15 protein-coding genes are annotated in these 19,098 nt (G+C 60.0%); 2 read left to right on the plus strand and 13 right to left on the minus strand.

Going from position 1 to position 19,098, the window contains the following annotated elements; all coding sequences use genetic code 11:
* Nucleotides 1-146 precede the first annotated feature (146 nt).
* From dapC to J2S67_RS06165, 3 genes are all read right to left on the minus strand, one after another.
* Nucleotides 147-1,346 (minus strand): succinyldiaminopimelate transaminase, encoded by a 1,200-nt coding sequence (dapC, locus tag J2S67_RS06155; protein WP_310247275.1) that lies wholly within the window; start codon nucleotides 1,344-1,346, stop codon nucleotides 147-149.
* Between the two features lie 21 nt (nucleotides 1,347-1,367).
* Complete coding sequence (gene fdxA / locus J2S67_RS06160) at nucleotides 1,368-1,691, minus strand: ferredoxin (protein ID WP_035755451.1); 324 nt, start codon at nucleotides 1,689-1,691, stop codon at nucleotides 1,368-1,370.
* A gap of 109 nt (nucleotides 1,692-1,800) precedes the next feature.
* Nucleotides 1,801-2,874, minus strand: coding sequence for a DUF2332 domain-containing protein (locus J2S67_RS06165; protein ID WP_310247282.1), 1,074 nt, complete (start codon nucleotides 2,872-2,874; stop codon nucleotides 1,801-1,803).
* A gap of 209 nt (nucleotides 2,875-3,083) precedes the next feature.
* Between J2S67_RS06165 and J2S67_RS06170 the strand changes: the two genes are divergently transcribed.
* Complete coding sequence (locus J2S67_RS06170; RefSeq protein WP_141739895.1) at nucleotides 3,084-3,431, plus strand: hypothetical protein; 348 nt, start codon at nucleotides 3,084-3,086, stop codon at nucleotides 3,429-3,431.
* On the opposite strand, the gene J2S67_RS06175 is transcribed toward J2S67_RS06170, so the two are convergent.
* Nucleotides 3,376-3,831, minus strand: coding sequence for a hypothetical protein (locus J2S67_RS06175; protein ID WP_141739894.1), 456 nt, complete (start codon nucleotides 3,829-3,831; stop codon nucleotides 3,376-3,378). The two genes, J2S67_RS06170 and J2S67_RS06175, sit on opposite strands and share 56 nt — an antisense overlap.
* Nucleotides 3,832-3,874: 43 nt before the next feature.
* Nucleotides 3,875-5,773, minus strand: a complete 1,899-nt coding sequence (typA, locus tag J2S67_RS06180; RefSeq protein WP_310247285.1) for a translational GTPase TypA — start codon at nucleotides 5,771-5,773, stop codon at nucleotides 3,875-3,877.
* Nucleotides 5,774-5,897: 124 nt separating this feature from the next.
* Between typA and J2S67_RS06185 the strand changes: the two genes are divergently transcribed.
* The gene (locus tag J2S67_RS06185) at nucleotides 5,898-6,530 is read left to right on the plus strand and encodes a hypothetical protein (RefSeq protein WP_310247288.1); all 633 of its coding nucleotides are present in this window, start codon (nucleotides 5,898-5,900) and stop codon (nucleotides 6,528-6,530) included.
* Nucleotides 6,531-6,617: 87 nt separating this feature from the next.
* On the opposite strand, the gene J2S67_RS06190 is transcribed toward J2S67_RS06185, so the two are convergent.
* The 8 genes from J2S67_RS06190 to J2S67_RS06225 all read right to left on the minus strand — a co-directional run bounded on the left by J2S67_RS06190 (nucleotide 6,618) and on the right by J2S67_RS06225 (nucleotide 19,028).
* A complete protein-coding gene (locus J2S67_RS06190; protein ID WP_070491485.1) occupies nucleotides 6,618-8,363 on the minus strand; it encodes a dipeptide ABC transporter ATP-binding protein in 1,746 nt (581 codons plus the stop codon).
* Nucleotides 8,360-9,292 (minus strand): ABC transporter permease, encoded by a 933-nt coding sequence (locus J2S67_RS06195; protein ID WP_070491487.1) that lies wholly within the window; start codon nucleotides 9,290-9,292, stop codon nucleotides 8,360-8,362. The genes J2S67_RS06190 and J2S67_RS06195 overlap by 4 nt, the downstream gene beginning before the upstream one ends.
* A gap of 6 nt (nucleotides 9,293-9,298) precedes the next feature.
* Nucleotides 9,299-10,228, minus strand: coding sequence for an ABC transporter permease (locus J2S67_RS06200; protein ID WP_310247292.1), 930 nt, complete (start codon nucleotides 10,226-10,228; stop codon nucleotides 9,299-9,301).
* Between the two features lie 136 nt (nucleotides 10,229-10,364).
* Complete coding sequence (locus J2S67_RS06205) at nucleotides 10,365-12,008, minus strand: peptide ABC transporter substrate-binding protein (RefSeq protein ID WP_310247295.1); 1,644 nt, start codon at nucleotides 12,006-12,008, stop codon at nucleotides 10,365-10,367.
* Nucleotides 12,009-12,336: 328 nt separating this feature from the next.
* Nucleotides 12,337-14,166, minus strand: a complete 1,830-nt coding sequence (locus tag J2S67_RS06210) for an ABC transporter ATP-binding protein (protein WP_407682067.1) — start codon at nucleotides 14,164-14,166, stop codon at nucleotides 12,337-12,339.
* Entirely contained in the window at nucleotides 14,163-15,371 is a 1,209-nt protein-coding gene (locus J2S67_RS06215) for an ABC transporter permease (protein WP_310247298.1), read from the minus strand. The genes J2S67_RS06210 and J2S67_RS06215 overlap by 4 nt, the downstream gene beginning before the upstream one ends.
* Before the next feature lie 79 nt (nucleotides 15,372-15,450).
* Nucleotides 15,451-16,983 (minus strand): ABC transporter permease, encoded by a 1,533-nt coding sequence (locus J2S67_RS06220; protein WP_070491494.1) that lies wholly within the window; start codon nucleotides 16,981-16,983, stop codon nucleotides 15,451-15,453.
* Between the two features lie 197 nt (nucleotides 16,984-17,180).
* A complete protein-coding gene (locus tag J2S67_RS06225) occupies nucleotides 17,181-19,028 on the minus strand; it encodes an ABC transporter family substrate-binding protein (protein WP_310247303.1) in 1,848 nt (615 codons plus the stop codon).
* Nucleotides 19,029-19,098: the final 70 nt, after the last annotated feature.

Raw genomic sequence — 19,098 nt, forward strand, 5'->3', positions numbered from 1 at the left:
GCCACGGCTGCGAGCTGAGCGCGCTAATTTTGCCACAGGCTAAGCGCTCTTTTGCCGCACGCTAAGCACTCCAGCGCAATTCTGCAGGTACCCGTGTTAGTTCTTGAGGTGCCCAGGTTGGTTCAGACTGCCCGCCTGCATCGAGGTTACTTTAGCCGCTCTACCGCGGCTTGGATCCGTTCATCTGGTGCGGTGAGCGCGATGCGAACGTGCTGGGTTCCGTGCGGTCCATAGAACGCGCCGGGGCCGGCGATGATCCCGCGATCGGCGAGCCAGCCGATGGTGTCCCAACAGTCCTCACCGCGTGTGGCCCATAAGTACAGGCCGGCTTCTGAATGCTCGATGCTGAACCCGGCCGCCTCGAGCGCGTTCTTCAAGAGTTCGCGGCGGGCACGGTAGAGGTTCTTCTGCTGCGTAACGTGCGCATCGTCGGCAAGACCTACCGTCATCGCGTGCTGGACCGGGCCGGGGATCATCATGCCCGCGTGTTTGCGGGTGTTAATGAGATCCGGCATGAGTTCCGGGGCACCCGTGACGAACGCAGCGCGATATCCGGCGAGGTTGGACTGCTTGGACATCGAATAGATCCCCAGAAGCCGGGTGAGGTCTCCCCCATTGACGTCCGTGTCCAGGATCGAGGGAACAGAGTCTTCCCATTCGCCCCAGCCGAGTTCGGCATAACATTCATCCGAGGCGATGACCGCGCCGATCTCGCGGGCATCACGCACCCAACGGGCGAGCTCGTCGCGGCTGAGCACCGAACCGGTAGGGTTGCCCGGTGAATTCAGGTAGATCAGCTTCACGCGGGAACGTGTCGCGTCATCCAGCTCATCTAAAGAATCAGCTGAGACCGCCTCAGCACCAGCAAGCTTGGCTCCCACCGCGTACGTCGGGTACGCAACGCGCGGGCACACCACCACATCAGTGTTTCCATGACCAGCGGCAGCATCTGCGCCAGCGGCGGCTTTCTCACCACCGTGAGGCCCCAGCCCCAAGATGAGGGGCAGCCACGCGATGAACTCCTTGGAGCCCACCACCGGCATCACCATATCCGCGGACACATCCGTGGCGTTGCGGCGGCGGCGCCACCACTGCGCGATCGCCTCCCGTAGCTCGGCCGTGCCTTGCGTTGTTGGGTAGCCCGGCGAATTCGTGGCCTCGGCGAGCGCGTCCTGCAGGATCTGGGGTGTCGGGTCCACCGGGGTGCCGATCGAAATGTCGACCGCACCGTCGGGGTGGGCGTGCGCGCGCTCACGATACGGCGCTAGAAGCTCCCACGGATAGTCAGGAAGATGCAACCCGAACGATGCGGATGGCTGGGCTGTTGACCGCTCAGATGTGCTCATGTGTTCCTTGTCCTGAGCGGTTCAGTCTTGGTTTTGCGGAGGTAGCGCGTCGATGAACGGGTGGTCGAAATCGAAGGCACCCGAACGGGCCGCACCGCCTGGGGAGCCGATCTCGTCGAAGAAGTCGACGTTGGCTTTGTAGTATTCCGCCCATTCTTCGGGTACATCGTCTTCGTAGTAGATGGCTTCCACGGGGCAGACCGGTTCGCATGCGCCGCAGTCAACGCACTCATCCGGGTGGATGTAGAGCATGCGGTTGCCTTCATAGATGCAGTCCACTGGGCATTCGTCAATGCACGCCTTGTCTTTCAAATCCACACAGGGCTGCGCAATGATGTAGGTCACGCTGGTCGCCTTACCTTTCCACGACTGGGATAGCGGTTGAAACTGTTGAGCCTCAGTTTAGTAGCCTGCGCCGTTGATGCCTAAAGTTTCCCCCGGCGCTATGGTGCGCTCAGAGGAAAGGGTCAACCCGGCGTAGTGCTTGGAAACTTTGCCCGTGGGTGCCGACCAGTGCCGCGGGCTTGCCGTTGACGGCCAGGGTGATGCGGTGGTCGAAAGGGGTTTTATGGCGTTGATCAACCCACGGCAGAACTCCGTAGGGTTCCGACGAGATCCAGGTGATGTTTGGGAATTCGGCCAGTGCTGTGCGGAAGGCTTCCCGGCGGTCTGGGCTGAGGTAGTACAAAACCCAGGTGTGGAAGACCACGATGCGGGCCTCGCGGGGCGCTTGCCGTATCAGATCCGGGATCGCTTCAACGAGGTCACCGGCAATGATTCGGGCGGGTTCGGCCAGCGCTATCTGAGCGGCGGCGTGGAGACGCCGCCTGCGTTCCTGGTGTTCTGGCCAGATGAGGGTTTCCAGCCACGCGAGCTCCTCCTCGCGTGCGAGGTTGAGCGGGTTGAGGTCTGCCCCTGCACGGTAGCCAACCTCCGGGATATGGTCTGGAACCCAGTCCGCGTCGATAGCGCACGGCAGGGTTACAGTGGATGGCCCAGCGTCCGGGTGGAGCTCGACTGTCTGCCCCGCAGTGGTCGTGTAGGCGTAGGAGTAGCGGTCCGGGTAGAGGCACAACCCGGCGCTCGCGCCGGCTTCGATCAGGGCGAGCGGCGCCTGCTCGTCAGCGGGCCGGGAACCCGCATCGGAGGCCGCGGCTGTGTTGGCTCCAGAGGTCGCGGTTGCTGGGGCATCCAGCCGGTGGAGCCGCGAGAGTATCGGTAGCATCGCGGCGCATCGGTTCGCCTCATTCGTTTGCGTTGCCCGCTGCAGAACTTCAGGCTTGACTTGTTCCCAGTTCTTCAACAGCCAGGTACGGAACTGTTCGTAGTCCCCTACCGGGGCACCGAGTAGCCGGGCGGATGCGAAGACGAGGTTCGGTTGGGTCTTCAAACCTGGCAGCTGGGCGATCAACTGCAACACAGCAGGATCCTGGGCTACTCCCTGCGCCCATTGGTCATAAGTTGCGGAGATTCCCCGAGCCTCGGCCTCAGCAAAGTGGCGGTAGGTTTCCGCAATTGTGGCATGCATGCCCACCAGGGTAAGTTCCCTAGCCGTCTAGAACCCACCCGGGTGCAATATTTGTTCTTTTGGGAATATCTGCCCGCCGCGCATCGTGCGCCACCAGCCGCACCCTGCCGACGCACCGACACCGTCCTGACTCACCGGCACCGGCGATGCACCGGAACCGCCCCGAAGCATCGGCATGAGGCAAAGCGCGGCTGTGAGATGATCGCTGCATGGCTGATCTGTTTGATGCCCTCGGTGTTGGTGCGCGTGTTGTTGCACGCTATCGCTTGCCGGATGGCGTGCTGACGGATGCGCTGGGTGAGATCGTCTATATCGGGGCGGGCGAGGACTATGTGCCCGATGCCGACCGTCATGACGCGGCAGAGGCACAAACCCCTCACGCTGATGCGCCTGCCCTCGATACTGGCAAACAAGCGTCCGCTCCCGCTGGTGCGGGCAGGGTTGTTGTGGTGCGTACGCGGCGCGGCGATGTGGTGGTGCCGACCTCGCGCATCACTCACGCTAAGCCTGTTCCGCCTCCACCTCAAAGACGCGGGCCTCGCGCGCACGGCGGCTGAGGATTTTCAGCACGGCAAGCGAGGCGAGCACGGTGGCCAAGATCACGCCGATGAAGAGTGTCAGTGCGGCGATGTAGGCGCCGGGTGCGGCTTGGCGTGCGAACTCGTTGATCGGGGCGATCACAACGTTGGTTGTCGAAAGCGAGAGCGCCCCGATGGTCGCAAACGATATTGCCCCGATAGCTCCGGGTACCCAGGTGCGGCCGGCGAAGCTCCCCCACCACAGGCTCGCGGCGAACACTGCGAACGCTGAGAGCACGGAACCCCATGGGAGCACCACGAGCGTTTCGTTCACCAGGCCCGCCCAATAGTGGGTGTGCCACAGTACCGCGGAGATACCGGACATCAACCCCAACAGCACCGTCATGACCACAGTCACGATGGTTGACGGTCCCTTCACGGTTGGGCCCTTCACGGCTGGGGTTGACGCTCGGTCCGTGTGGTTAGTTCTTTGCACGTCTGCGGGCCTCGCGCATACGATCGGCGGAGTTGAGGGTCACTTTGCGGATGCGGATCGCTTCCGGGGTTACCTCGACACATTCGTCTTCGGCAGCGAATTCGAGGGACTCTTCCAGCGTGAGCATGCGTGGCGGGGTGAGGCCTTCGAAGGAGTCAGCGGAAGCAGCGCGCATGTTGGTCTGCTTCTTCTCTTTAGTGATGTTGACTTCCATGTCTTCGTTGCGGGAGTTCTCCCCCACAACCATGCCTTCGTAGACTTCCTGGGTTGGTTGGACGAAGAACGTCATGCGTTCTTGAAGGTTGATCATCGCATACGGGGTGGCGACCCCTGCGCGGTCGGAGATGATCGAGCCGGTGTTGCGGTATTCGATGTCCCCTGCCCACGGTTCGTAGCCTGCGGAGATGGTGTTGGCGATGCCGGCGCCGTGGGTCAGTGTCAGGAAGGTGCTGCGGAAGCCGATGAGCCCGCGGGCTGGCACGGTGAAAACCATGCGGACCCAGCCGGAGCCGTGGTTGGTCATCTCCTGCATGCGTCCCTTACGGGCTGCAAGCAACTGTGTTACGCCACCGAGGTAGTCCTCCGGGGTGTCGATCGTGATTTCTTCCATCGGTTCGTGGACCTTGCCGTCGATCTCGCGGGTCACAACCTGGGGCTTGCCGACCGTGAGTTCGAAGCCTTCGCGGCGCATCTGCTCCACGAGGATCGAAAGCGCGAGCTCGCCGCGGCCTTGGACCTCCCACGCATCCGGACGTTCGGTGGGTAGGACCTTGAGCGAGACGTTACCGATCAGTTCACGGTCGAGGCGGTCTTTGACTTGGCGGGCTGTGACTTTCGCGCCCTTGACGCGGCCTGCCAGCGGCGAGGTGTTGATACCGATGGTCATGGAGATCGCGGGATCGTCGATGTGGATCGCCGGTAGCGGACGTGGATCGTTGGGGTCGGTGATGGTGTCACCGATCATGATGTTCTCGATGCCTGCTACAGCGACGATCTCGCCCGGGCCGGCTTCTTGAGCTGGGACGCGCTCAAGCCCGCGGGTCTCCAGCAGTTCGGTGATCTTGACCGAACGCTGTTCGCCCTGATGGATCCAGGCGACGTTTTGCCCCTTCTTCAGGGTTCCGCCGTGAATACGCAAAAGTGCTAGACGTCCCAGGAACGGGGAGGCGTCAAGGTTGGTTACGTGCGCCTGGAGCACGCCGTCGTCTTCATAGGACGGCGCCGGGACGTGCTTCATGATGGTCTCGAAGAGCGGCTCGAGGTCTTCGCTGTTGGGAAGTTCACCGTCTGCTGGCTGTTCAAGCGAGGCGCGGCCGGCCTTACCGGACGCGTACACGACCGGTAGCTCCAGGATCGCGTCAATATCGAGGTCAGGGACCTCCTCGGAGATATCGGATGCCAAACCGAGCAAGAGGTCCATCGTTTCGGCAACAACGCCGTCGATGCGGGCGTCCGGGCGGTCTGTCTTGTTGACCACCAGGATCACTGGCTTACGTGCCTCAAGGGTCTTGCGCAACACAAAGCGAGTCTGTGGCAGCGGGCCTTCGGAGGAGTCCACGAGCAGGACCACGCCATCGACCATCGACAATCCGCGCTCTACTTCCCCACCGAAATCCGCGTGGCCTGGGGTATCGATCACGTTGATCGTGACGTCCTGACCATCCGAGGCCGGGCCGTTATAGAACACCGTGGTGTTCTTAGCCAGGATGGTGATCCCCTTTTCACGTTCGAGTTCACCAGAGTCCATCACGCGGTCTTCTTGTTCGCCGTGTGAAGCGAACGCTCCAGTGGTGCGGAGCATGGCATCAACCAGGGTGGTTTTGCCGTGATCAACGTGTGCAACGATCGCAACGTTGCGGAGGTCCTCGCGTGAGGCACGTGCCATAAGGGGTTCCTTGTCAGCTTGTTAGTGAGGCCGCCTTCCGGCAACCAGCGTCTATTGTCAACGTGCTTGCAAGTCTACTCTGGTGTTGCGCATCAGGTGCGGGATGCATGGCACGATTATTCCTATGATCACTTCTCCGATGACGTTGACCCGTAGCGTGTCTGGCTGGATTCTTGGCATCGTGGTGCTTGCTTTCGGCGCCTTTGCGGCGATCGATGCGTTTGCGCGCGGATTTTTCTATACGGGTGTTGCGACGTCTTTCGGCACGTTGGCGTTGGTGATGCTGATCACGTGGACACTGATTTTGCCGAGGCTCGTGGTGGAGCCGGAGGCGGTTGTGGTCCATAACGCGACGAATGTGGTGAGGATCCCGTGGGCTAAGTTGCGGGAGGCGCAAGATGTGTATTTTGTTGAGCTAACAGATACCGATGGCGTGGTTACGCGCGTGTGGTCGGCCCCTGTTCAGGGCATGGGTCAGCGGCGTAAGGCTTTGCGTGCCAAGGCCGCTGATGCCGATTTGTTGCGTCATGGTGTTGATCCGAGCCAGGTTGAGGATCGTGCCGCTAAGCTGCGTGAGGGTCAAGGCATTTCTGCTCAGGTCATGCGGTATAAGGACGCCCAGTTGAAGGCTGTTGAGGCTGGTGAACTTGATGCCGATGCGGTCAACGCTGAGGTCACGAAAACATGGCTTTCGCTTCAGTGGATCATGTTCGGTGTGGTTGCGGTGGCCACGGTTGTGCTGTTGGTTATCGCTTAGCTCGTGAGTTTAAACCTCGTGAGTTTAAACGCTCTGGGGTGTTGACCGGTCACCGGTCAACACCCCGAAACGTTTAAGGGCTAGGCGCTAGCTGCCGAATACGAAGTCTCCACCTGGGATCGCTTCGAGCAGATCGCGCGTGTATTGCTGTTGCGGATTGTCAAAGACCTCGTCGGTGGAGGCTTGTTCAACCACCTGACCGTTCTTCATCACGGTGACCTGGTCAGCAACCATCCGCACTACCGCGAGGTCGTGGGTGATGAACAGGTAGGTCAGTCCAAGCTCGGTCTGCAGGTCTGCCAGCAGGTTGAGGACCTGCCCCTGAACAAGCACATCGAGCGCGGAGACAGCCTCATCGAGAACCAGCACCTCAGGCTTGAGCGAGAGCGCACGTGCGATCGCGATGCGCTGACGCTGACCGCCCGAAAGTTCACCTGGGTAACGGTTTGCTGTCGCTTTCGGAAGCGATACCTGATTCAGGAGTTCTTCGACCGTCTTGCGGCGGCTGCGGCGGTTGCCGATCTTATGGGTCTCAAGGGGTTCTTCGATAGAAGCACCGATCGAACGCATCGGGTCCAGGGTTCCGTAGGGGTCCTGGAATACCGGCTGCACGCGGCGACGGAACGCGAGCAGATCCTTTTGCGGCCAGCTAGCAACGTCCTTGCCGTCGAAAGTCATGGTTCCGCTGGTGATGTCCTCAAGTTTGAGGAACATCTTCGCCAGCGTTGACTTACCGGAGCCCGATTCGCCGACCACGCCCATCGTGGTTCCTCGGGGGATCTGCAGCGAGACCTTGTCCACGGCCTTGAAATCGGTGGTTTTCAGGCCTTGTTCACGGATCTTGTACACCTTGGTGACGTCGGTGAATTCGATGAGTGGGTTCTCATCGGCTTGCTTGACGTCCGGGGTTTCCTCGTGGCGGCGCAACAGGGTCTTGTCTGCGCCCATCGCCGCGTCATCGCCCTCCTGAACACTTTGTATACGGCGGGAAGCAAGCGAGGGTGCCGCTGCGACGAGCCGCTTGGTGTACGGGTGCATCGGGTTGGCGAGGATCTCCTTGGAGTCGCCGTATTCGACAACTTGGCCCTTGTACATCACCACGAGTTTTTCTGCACGCTCGGCAGCTAGACCGAGGTCGTGGGTGATGAAGATGACCGAGGTCCCGTGTTCGCGGGTCAATTCGCCCAGGTGGTCGAGGATACGGCGCTGCACGGTGACGTCGAGGGCGGAGGTGGGTTCGTCAGCGACCAGCAGGCGCGGGTTCGCGGCCATACCGATGCCGATCAACACACGTTGCCGCATACCGCCAGAGAACTGGTGCGGATACTGCTTGAGGCGACCTTCAGGTTCCGGCAGGCCGGCTTCCTTGAGCACCTCGATGACGCGTTCGCGTGCAGCTTTTCCGCGTAGCGACGTGTTCGCTTCGATGGTCTCTTGGACCTGGAAGCCGATGTTCCACACCGGGTTGAGGTTGGACATCGGGTCCTGCGGGACGTAGCCGATTTCGCGGCCGCGGATGTCTTCGAGCTGCTTGCGTGGCGCCTTGGTGAGGTCGATGCCGTTGAAGGTCGCTTTACCGCCGGTGATGTTGCCGTTGGATGCGAGCAGCCCGAGGATCGCGGTCACGGACGTGGACTTACCGGAACCGGATTCACCAACGATTGCGAGGTTTTCGCCCTGAAAGAGCTCAAAGCTCACGCCACGCACTGCGTGCACTGGGCCCGCTTGCGTTGTGAAGGTGACTTCGAGGTCTTTGACGTCCAGCAGCGGAGTCCGCTCGTCCGGGTTCTCGGTGGCTGGCTGGGTGTTCTCGTTCATGTTCTGATCTTTCATCGGCGTGCCCTCGCCTTCGGGTCAAGCGCGTCTCGGACCACATCACCTAACAGCAGGAAGGATAGAACTGTGATGGCGAGTGCGCCTGCCGGATAGAACAGCAGGTTTGGCGCGGTGCGGATGACGTTCTGTGCCGTGGAGATGTCAAAGCCCCACGAAATAACCTCTGGCGGCAGACCCACGCCCAGGAAGGACAGGGTTGCTTCAGCGACGATGTAGGTACCCATGGACACGGTCGCAATCACGATGACGGGTGCCAGGGAGTTGGGGATCACGTGGCGGATGAGGTTCTTGCCGCGGGATACGCCGAGTGCGATGCCTGCGGTCACGAAGTCTTGCTGCTTGGCTGTGAGCACGGCGCCGCGCATGATGCGGGCGACTTGCGGCCAACCGAAGACTGCGAGCGTGAGCGAGAGCATCACCACACCGCGCCCGAATGGCGCGATCTGCATCATGACGATCGCGCCGAGTACGGATGGGATCGCGAAGAAGATGTCGCCGATACGGGAGATCACGGCATCAAGCCAGCCACCGAAGTAGCCGGCGATAGCACCGATGGTTGCACCGATGAGGGTTGCAAGCGCTGTGGCGAGCAGGCCGACTGTCAGTGATGCGCGGGTTCCGTAGATCACCCGTGTGTAGACGTCGCAGCCTTGCTTGTCGAAGCCGAACGGATGTCCCGGGCTCGGCGCTGCCAGCGAGTTCTTAAGTTCGCATGCTGCACCAGCCGGGTCACCTGAGGTGAACAGTTGCGGGAACAGAGCAACGAAGATGATGAGCGCGACGAGCACAAGGCAGATCCACGTGATGACTCGTTTGCGCATGTCACGCCAAGCGTCTGACCAGACGCTTGTCGGTTTTGCGGAGACGTCGACTTCGTCGACGTTCTGCAGCGGGGTCTCTTCAATGGGGGCTACATAACGCTTCATGGAGCATCACTTCCCGTAACGAATGCGCGGGTCAAGCACCGCATAGAGGATATCGACCAGCAGGTTGGCGAGCATGAAGATGATCACCATGACCGCAACGAAGGACACCACGGTAGGGCCTTCCCCTCGGATAACCGCCTGGTAGACGGTGCCACCAACACCTGGGATGTTGAAGATACCTTCGGTGACGATTGCGCCGACCATGAGGGACCCGAGGTCGATACCTAGGTAGGTTACAACCGGGATGAGGGAGTTGCGTAGTACGTGTACGCGGATCACTCGGCCACGTGAGAGGCCCTTGGCGGTTGCGGTGCGAACGAAGTCGGCGCCGACGTTTTCGGCAACGGATGCGCGGGTGAGTCGCAGGACGTTCGCGATGGACACGGAAGCGAGTACTGCTGCTGGGGCGATCATTTGCGTCCATGGTCCGTTACCGGAAATGGATGGCGGGATGATCTGCCACTGCACGCCGAGGAAGTACTGGACCAAGAAACCGACGACGAAGGTTGGTACCGAGATCAGCAGCAGCGAGACGATGAGTGCCACGCTGTCGGTGATACCGCCCTTGCGAAGGCCTGCGACGAGGCCGAAGGTGATGCCGATGATCGCTTCGAAGATGAGTGCGAGCACGGCAAGGGTCGCGGTGAGCGGGAATGCTTCCGCCATGACGTCGGAGACTGCGCGGCCTGTATAGGTTGTGCCTAGGTCGCCGGTGAAGACGCCGCCGATCCAGATGAGGTACTGGATCAGGACTGGCTTGTCGAGGTTGTATTGTTCGCGAATTTCTTGGATGACAGCCGGGGATGGCGCTTTGCCATCGAACAGGGCCGCGATCGGGTCGCCTGGCAACGCGAAGACCATCAGGTAGATGAGAAGCGTTGCACCAAAGAAGACCGGGATCAGCTGTAGCAGTCGTCGGCCGATGTACCAGAGCATGGGTGCCTCGGTTTCGGGGTTTGGTGTTCGGTTTCGGTTCGGTGCGGCTTAGACACGCCGACACCGCTGCGAGGGTTCCTTGTCCGCTCGCAGCGGTGTCAGACGTGTGCGAAGCCTCGTCACATGGGAGCTAGTTTTACTCGCTCTTGGTGACTTCGGTGTAGATCGGCACGGAGTTCCAGCCGAATTCAACGTTGTCTACCTTGCTGCTCCAGACACCATTGACGTTGTTGTACCAGAGTGGGATAGCTGGCAGGTCGTTGAGCAGGGTCGACTGTGCCTTTGCGTAGAGCTCGTCGGCCTTCTCTGGGCTATCAGCGGATCCAGCCTGCTCGAGGTAGCCGTCGAATTCCTTCGAGGTGTAGCGGCCGTAGTTGGAGCCGGCACCGGTCTTGTAGAGCGGCGAGAGGAAGTTGACCTGAGATGGGTAGTCCGACTGCCAACCAGAGCGCATTGCGCCGGTCATCTTGTCGCTGTCCTGATCGTCCAACAAGCCCTTGAAGGCTGGGTAGGACTTACCCTGAGCCTTGATGCCGAGGTTGCGGGAGAGCTGGTTGGAGAGGGCATCGACCCATTCCTGGTGGCCGCCGTCAGCGTTATAGGCGATGGTGAAGGTGCCTTCGTACTTGCTGATCTTGTCGGCCTCAGCCCAGCGCTTCTTAGCTTCTTCTGGGTTGAACTTCAGGACGTCGTTGCCTTCGGCGTTCTTACCCCAGTTGTCCCAGCCTTCAAGCACTGGGGAGGTGAAGTCGGATGCCGGGGTACGGGTGCCGTCGAAGAGGGTCTTAGTGATCTCTTCACGGTCGATAGCCATCGAGATCGCCTGGCGACGTAGCTTGCCTTCTTCGTCGTTCTTGAAGTGATCCAGGTACTGCGGGATCGTGAAGGACTGGAAGATTGCTGCTGGCTGGTTGACGTTGCGGCCGTCGAAGTCTGCCTTGTAGGTCGCGAAGTTCGATGGGTCGATCTGGTCGAGGATGTCGAGGCGATCGGCCTGGGTGTCAGCGTATGCGGTCTTCGGGGACTCGTAGAACGTGATCTGCACGCCGCCGTTCTTTGGCTCGCGTGGGCCCTTGTAGGAGTCAGACTTGATGAGCTTAACGCCCTGGTTGTGCTTCCAGGCGCCTTCGGATTCGAACTTGTATGGGCCGTTGCCTACAGGGTTTTCGCCGAACTTCTTCATGTCCTTGAACGCGGACTCTGGCAGTGGCACGAATGCGGAGTAGCCGATGCGCTTAAGGAAGTCAGCTTCTGGGTTGTTAAGTTCGACCGTGAACTCAGTGTCAGAAACCTTCTTCAAACCGGTGAGCTTGGCACCCTTCTTGTCTGCCGAATAGCCCTTGATGTTCTCGAAGAAGTACTGCCCGCCCTGCGCGTTAGCGACGTCTGCACCATAGTTCCATGCCTTGATGAAGGAATCGGAGGTCACTGGGCTGCCGTCGGAGAACTTCAGTCCCTTCTTCAGCTTCACGGTCCAGACGGTGTTGTCATCGTTTGGTTCGATGGACTCTGCCTGGTCCATGCGTGGGGTGCCGTCAGCTTCGAAGGAAACCAGGCCGGAGAAAACCAGGTCGACGATCTTACCGCCGCCAACCTCAGTGGTGTTGGTTGGGATCAGCGGGTTCTGTGGCTCCACGCCGTTAGTGGTGATGATTGCGTCTGGGTTGGCCTCCCCGCCACCCTTGGCATTGCTACCTCCGCCGCCACCGCAAGCGGCCAGGCCGAGTGCGGAAATTGCGAGAACAGAAAGAGCGGAGATCGCCTTCCGGTTGTTCTTCACGTTTACCTCCCAAATGAATGGCTTCAGGAGGCAAGCCTATGGAGGAGCCTGCCTCTGAGGCGCGAGTTAATGACTTATGTAGCCAACACTAATCCGTAGGTTACATGCAGTCACCTTATAGGCAGGGAGTATATGTGAAGGAACGCAACAGCGGCGAGTCTTGAATACGCGTGTTAATCAACAAGTAGGTGCGGCCCCAGGGTTCTGACGCGTTTCGAATACTCGAAAGCACCATGAACCCTGGGGCCGTACCTATTAACTATGGCGCGTCAACTATGGCACGCTGGCTGTTGCGTGCCTGGATCTCTTGAGCGTCAGGGGTACTCGTTTAGCCGAGCTTAAGGCGTGCACGGCGGCGCGCCGCCTGCAGCTCTGGGTCTGGGACCGGCGCCGCCGCGAGTAGTTCACGCGTGTATTCCTCACGAGGGTAGTGCAGCACGAGGTCAGCCGGGCCTTGCTCGACGACCTTGCCCGAGCGCATCACCACGACGTCGTCCGCGAGGTGATCCACAACCGCGAGGTCATGGGATACAAACAGGCACGCGAAGCCGAATTCATTCTGCAACTCGGTCAGCATCTCCAGAACCACAGCCTGAACCGAAACGTCGAGTGCGGATGTCGGCTCATCAGCGATCAGCAGGGTTGGATCCAAAGCGAGCGCACGGGCGATACCGACACGCTGCTTCTGCCCGCCTGAGAGCTCGTGCGGGTAGCGGTTGATGACGTCGGCTGGGAGCTTCACGGCATCCAGCAGCGTTTTGGCTCGCTCGATGCGTGATTTCTTGTCCCCTACCTTGTGCACAACCATCGGCTCGGTGATGCAGTCACCAATTGGGAACCGTGGGTCCAGCGAGGCGGCAGGGTCCTGGAAGATCACGCCCATCTTCCGGCGCATCTCCTTAGCTTCACGTCCGCGTAGTTTGGTGAGGTCCTTGCCACCGATGTGTAGCTCACCTTCCGCGATCGGCAGCAGGCCGAGCACAGCCTTAGCGAGCGTGGATTTACCGGAACCGGACTCCCCCACCAGGGCCGTGGTGCGGCCCTTTGCGACGTTGAAGTTAGCGCCTTCAACGGCGCGGAACTTACCGCGGCGAACTTTATATTCAACAGCGACGTCGTGGACAGAAACCACAACCTCATCGTTGGCACGTTCTTGTTCGATACGTGCGGTGAGTTCCGTGATTTCATCCCCCAAGTGGGAGCTGTCAATGTTGACGTCTTCGAGGCGCGGAACCGCTGCCAGCAGACGCTGAGTGTACGGGTGGCTCGGGTTCGTGAGAATCTCACGTGCCTCGCCCTGTTCCACAAGCTCGCCCATGAACATCACCGCAACACGGTCTGCGAGGTCCGCAACAACACCCATGTTGTGCGTGATCAGCAGAATCGCAACATCGAGGGTGTCTTTGAGCTCACGCAGAAGATCCAGGACCTCAGCCTGAACAGTCACGTCGAGTGCGGTGGTCGGTTCGTCCGCGATGATGACCTCAGGATCACACGCCAAAGCCATCGCGATCACGATGCGCTGACGCTGACCACCCGAGAACTGGTGTGGGTACTGTTTGATGCGCTTAGCGGCATCCGGGATACCTACGCGGTCGAGGAGCTCGATAGCTTTCTCAGTGGCTGCTTGACCGTATGCGACGTTGTGAACTTCCATCGCCTCGGTCAGCTGTTTTTCGACCGTGAGCACCGGGTTGAGAGCGGTCATCGGCTCCTGGAAGACCATCGCTACTTTGGTTGCGCGCATACGGCGCATCTTCTCGGCTGGCAACCCGATCACCTGGGTTCCCGCAACGTGCGCTTCACCCCGGATCTCTGCTGTGTCAGCGAGCAAGCCCATAGCCGAAAGGCTCGTTACGGATTTACCGGAACCGGACTCGCCTACGAGGGCCAGGACTTCGCCGCGGCGTACATCGAGGGTGACGCCTTTGACTGCCTTGACGTGCGATTCGCTGGTGATGAAGTCGACCTTGAGGTTGTCGAATGACAACACAACTTCACCGTCACGGCTCTTTCGGGCAGCAGTAGACGCAATTGCAGGCGCCGTGCTGTCGGACGTGGCTGCGCAGTCAGTTGCGGACGTCGCGTCAGCGTTCACTGATGCTCCGGAGACGGCAGTGCTGTCCACGGGCTTGTTTGGGTCCGCGTGCTTGCTCACTTCTTGTCTCCTTCTGGGGTGTCTGGTTTGACGTCGTCCAGTGTAGGCGTCCCTTGGTCAGACTCGTGCGCAATCGGCACTTCAGAGACCTCTTCGACCGTGTCCTTCTCAGACTTGGTGGTACCTGCGGTTGCGGTCTCGGTCTCCCATGCGCCACGGCGGTTTGCGCTGCCAGGGAAAATGAAGGACCACAGGGAACGCTTGCGGCGGCCTGCACCCTGGCGTGGGTCGAACGCGTCGCGCAGGCCGTCACCGATGAAGTTGATGGTCAAGGCGATCGTGAGGATCATCAGGCCCGGCCACCAGAACAGCCATGGGCGGGTCGTGAACGAGTTTTGGTAGGTGGAAATCAGCAGACCCAGCGAGGACTGTGGTGGACGTACACCGTAGCCGAGGTAGGACAGCGAGGTCTCGAGCAGCACGGCCGCGGCGATGGCCAGGGTCGCGTTCACGAGGATCGTGCCGACGGTGTTGGGGATGAGGTGCTTCATCACGATGCGGTTGGTCGATGCGCCCATCGCGCGCGCCGCGTCGATGAATTCGCGTTCACGTAGCGAGAGCACCTGGGAACGCACCAGACGTGAGAGGCCTGCCCACGAAACACAGCCGAGCAGGAGGCCGAGGAACCAGGGCGAGTTCACTGCCGACCCTGCGATGCGGCCGACGATCGCCGCGATGAGCAGCAGCGGGACAACGAAGAAGATGTCCGCGATACGCATGATGAGGCCGTCGATGAATCCGCGGAAGTAGCCGGAAATCGCGCCGAGCAGGGTTCCCAGTGCGGTCGAGACAACGCCAACGAGGACCGCGATGATGAGCGAAACCTGGGTTCCGCGCATCACGAGCGCGAAGTAGTCAACGCCGAGAGCGTCTTGTCCGAACCAGTGGGTTGCCGATGGTGCCCCACCGTCGACGATGTCGCCTTGTTCGATGTAGTCGAAGCGCCACCAGCCAGGGATCGTGATCCCGAATGCGGAGATTCCGATCGAGGTGATGGAGACAATGATGATGAACGCGAGAACGACCGCGGAGATCATCGCTGGCTTGTGGCGCAGGAAGCGCCGCAGAACCAGCTGCCCTTGGGATAGGGACTTGGTTTCTTTGCTCGCCAGGCGGGCATCTTCGATCGCGGAGATCGAGACGCGCTCATCGGTCGAGGCCTCGATGGTTTTATTGCTCTTGTTTTCTGGGGTGTTCTGAGTCATGTCCTATCCCCTTTCCGTGCGGGTCCGGTAGTGACGTGTGCGTGGGCATCCGCTGGGCGGTGTGCGTTACGCGGGGGCGTCATACTCGGATCCTCGGGTCGATGAGGGCGTAGATCACGTCAGCCAGGAGGTTGAAGAGCACGGCGATACCGCCTGTGACAACTACGAAAGCCATGACGGGGTTGGGGTCAACGTTGTTGAGGCCGGTCTGGAAGAGCTCACCCATGCCCTTCCAACCGAACACTTGCTCGGTGATGATCGCGCCGCCAATCAGGGCGGCGAAGTCCATCACCACAATGGTCACGATTGGGATGAGTGCGTTTCGGAATGCGTGGCGCAGGATCACGGTGCGCTCCGGTAAGCCTTTAGCGCGTGCGGTGCGGATGTAGTCCTGCGAGTTGATTTCCATCATGGTTGCGCGGGTGTAGCGCGAGTAGGAGGCGACGGAAACGACGGTCAACAGGATGGTTGGTAGCAGAATCTGCGAACCACGGTCGAGGGTTTGTAGCCAGAAGCCGCCTTCGAAGTTTGGCGTCTGGGAGCCGATCGTGGAGATCGGACGTGGCTTGGCTTCCAGGAATTCTGGCCACGCGTTGAAGATGTGCCAGATCATGGTGAGTGCCACACCTACGCCGACGGTTGCCAGCGATGCGCTGATGGCTTGGACGCGCAGGCGCCCACCGAGGAAGAAGCCGAGCAGCCACGGGACGGCGATCGCGAGCAAGAAACCGATGAACAGGATCAGCGCGGTTGGCTCGAGGAAGATGTTGTAGCCGGCGTAGAAGACGACCATGACAAGCACTGCACAGATGAGTGCTGGCAACAGGACGTGGCGGTGGCCTTCCTTGTTCTTGATACCGACGGCCGAGGAGGTCGCGAAGACAGCAACCCCGATCACGATGAGCGCGATGACCCACGGTGGCAAGGACGGGTAGCGCCAGAAGTCTTGTGCAGTGAAGGTGACCATCGCAACACCGACGATCACCGCGGTTGCGAGGAAGCTGAACAGGCGGCGTTTCCAGGCGCCTCCCATGAAGAGCTGGATCACGAAACCGGCTATGAGTGCTGTAAGGACCACTTGCATGGTTGAGAAGCTTGGGTCGGCTATCCAGTTGTTGTAGTTGATAGCCGCGTATTCCTTGAGCAGCACGGCCGCCCAGAACACTGGCAGGGAGAAGAACACGAAAGCGAGGAAGGTGACGATGTAGTCGAGGTCGGAGTACTGACGCACAGCGGTCAGAACACCGATGCCGATGCCGATCACGATCGCGAGGATCACAGAGAGCGTCACGAGGCGCAGGGTCGAGTCTGCTGCTGCCGCGAGGCGGGCTCCAACATCGTTTCCGTTGACATCAATACCGAGGTCGCACTGACCGATGAGGCAGGCCGAAGCGCCTTTGAGCCAGTCGAGGTATCGCAGACCCCATGGGGTGTCGAGTTGAAGGTTCCTGATGCGGGCTTCCATAGCCACGCGAACCTTAGGGTCGGATGCGAGTTCGCGCATCCCTGCTAGCGGGTCACCTGAGAATTGGATCAGTGCATAGACCACGAAGGTGGCTAGTAACAGGATCAGGACTGAGATACCCAGACGCCGGAGGATAAATGTCAGCACGGTCGAAGACCTTTCGGTTTCGTGCGAAGTGGACGGTAAGCATTTTTTCGGTAAGCGGGCCCGGAGTCTTTCGACTCCGGGCCCGCTTACCTTTGGCTACACGTTACGCCATTCAAGTGCCGAGCGTGCGCTCAGCGTTCATCTTGAGTTATAGGTCGGGCACAACGCGTTGCGATGTAGTTATAGAAGCCAGTGACTTACTTAACGTACTGCCACTGGTCAGCGTTCCAGGTAATACCGGACTGGGTCACAGTGTGCGCGATGTTAGCGATCTTTGGATCAGCTGCACGCATGCCTGGGTGCTGGAAGATCGGGATGCCGTAGAGGTTATCCCACAGAGCCTTCTCTGCTTCCTTGACTGCTTCAAGGTGTGCATCGTCAGCCGTCGCCTTCTTCATCTTGTCGAATGCGGCGTCAACATCGGCGTTCTTGAACTTACCGTAGTTCTGTGCGCCCTTCGAGTGGTAGATGTTCCAGCCGGAGGTCTTCTGGCCAGAGCCTGCCCACGCGAAGAGTGCTACCTCGTACTTACCTGTATCTAGGGTGCCGCCCGGATCGAAGAAGTCCTTGGCGGAGACGTCTTCAATCTTGAAGCCGGCCTTCTCGCAGGAGTTCTTGATCAGCTGGACCTGCTGGCTACGGCGTGGGTTCGGTGCAGCGTAGCCGATGCGAACGGTTGCGCCTTCCTTGCCCTTATCCTTCAGGAGCTTCTTGGCGCCCTCGACGTCGACGTCATCGTATTCGCCGTTGTAGGACTCGGAGATAACGCCTTCGTAGTTTTCGTCATCGCTGAAGATCTCGCGTGCGTTGAGCACGGTCGCATCTGGGTTGATGGGCTTGACGAGCTTGTCAACGATTTCCTGACGTGGAACACACATGGCGAAGGCCTTGCGGATATCGAGGTCCTCCATCACATTGCCCTTGCGGAAGTTGAAGTCCAGGTGCTCCCAGGTCAGCTGGTTACCCGAGTACAGCTTGGCCTCGTTGGAGCCTTCGAGGCCCTTGAGCTGGTCAGCGATGTCCGGGGTGGTCTGAGGTGCGATGACCTGAACGTCCTTGTTCTTCAGGCCCTGAACCATGGCGGAGTCATCGATGAAGCGGAAGGTGAGCTTCTCAACACCTGGCTTCTCGCCCCAGTACTTAGGGTTGGCCTTGACGGTCACGGACTCGCCCTGCTGCCAGGAATCGAGGATGTATGGGCCGCCGGAGACGTTGTCCTCTTCCTTCGGGAGCTTGCCTGCGCCGCGGTTCCAGCCCTTGTTCCAGAACTCTGCAGCCTTCTCGAGCTTCTTGCCGTCCTGGTCCTGGAGAGCCTTGATGTACTCTTCCGTGGACAAGTCACCGTTCTTAGCGATGACGTGCGCTGGGAAGGACAACCAGGTCTGCAGCTCCCAGTCTGGGTTTGGTTCCTTGAAGGTCACAGTGAACTTCTTGCCCTTAGGGTCACCCTGTGGGCCGTCTGGAACCATGTCTACGAGGTCGTTAGAGACGTTGTTGAACAGAGGTGCGGCGTTACCGTCGTCATCCTTCTCGGCGTCTGGGGAGGACAAGGTGGTCTGGGTGCCCCATGCGGAGATCGCGTCAGCTACGGTGATCGGCGTGCCGTCGGACCATACAGCATCCTCGTGGATGGTGTATTCGACCTTCATCGGGTCCTCGGAGATGAGCTTGTAGGAGCCCATGTCCTTGTTCTGGTAGATCTTGCCGTCCGTACCGTAGTACCAGAAACCTGGCATGTAGGTGCCGGCAACAGCGGAGGTGTACGTGGAGTAGGTATCTGGAGTCAGACCGTTGTAGCCGCCGTATTCGACGGAGCCCACAGTGATCTTGATTTCCTTGTTCTGGGTCTCTACGTCGCTGAGTTCAAAACGGCCCGAGCCTTCGAACTGCTTAGCATCGCCAACGGTCTGGCTATCGCCGCCCTTGTCGTCCTTCTTTTTATCCTGGCTACCGCCCGGGGAGCAAGCGGTCAGTGCCAGAGATGCAGCTGCGGTTGCCGCAACTGCCATGGAGATACGCTTCAGACGCATGTCCACTCCTGTCATTCTCAAATGGTGCATACAACTCGGCGGCGCCGGTTGCCGTGAGGATTCATGATCGTTGTTAGCTAGATCA

Source organism: Pseudoglutamicibacter albus (assembly GCF_031458175.1).
In the GTDB taxonomy this organism is placed as follows: Bacteria; Actinomycetota; Actinomycetes; order Actinomycetales; family Micrococcaceae; genus Pseudoglutamicibacter; species Pseudoglutamicibacter albus.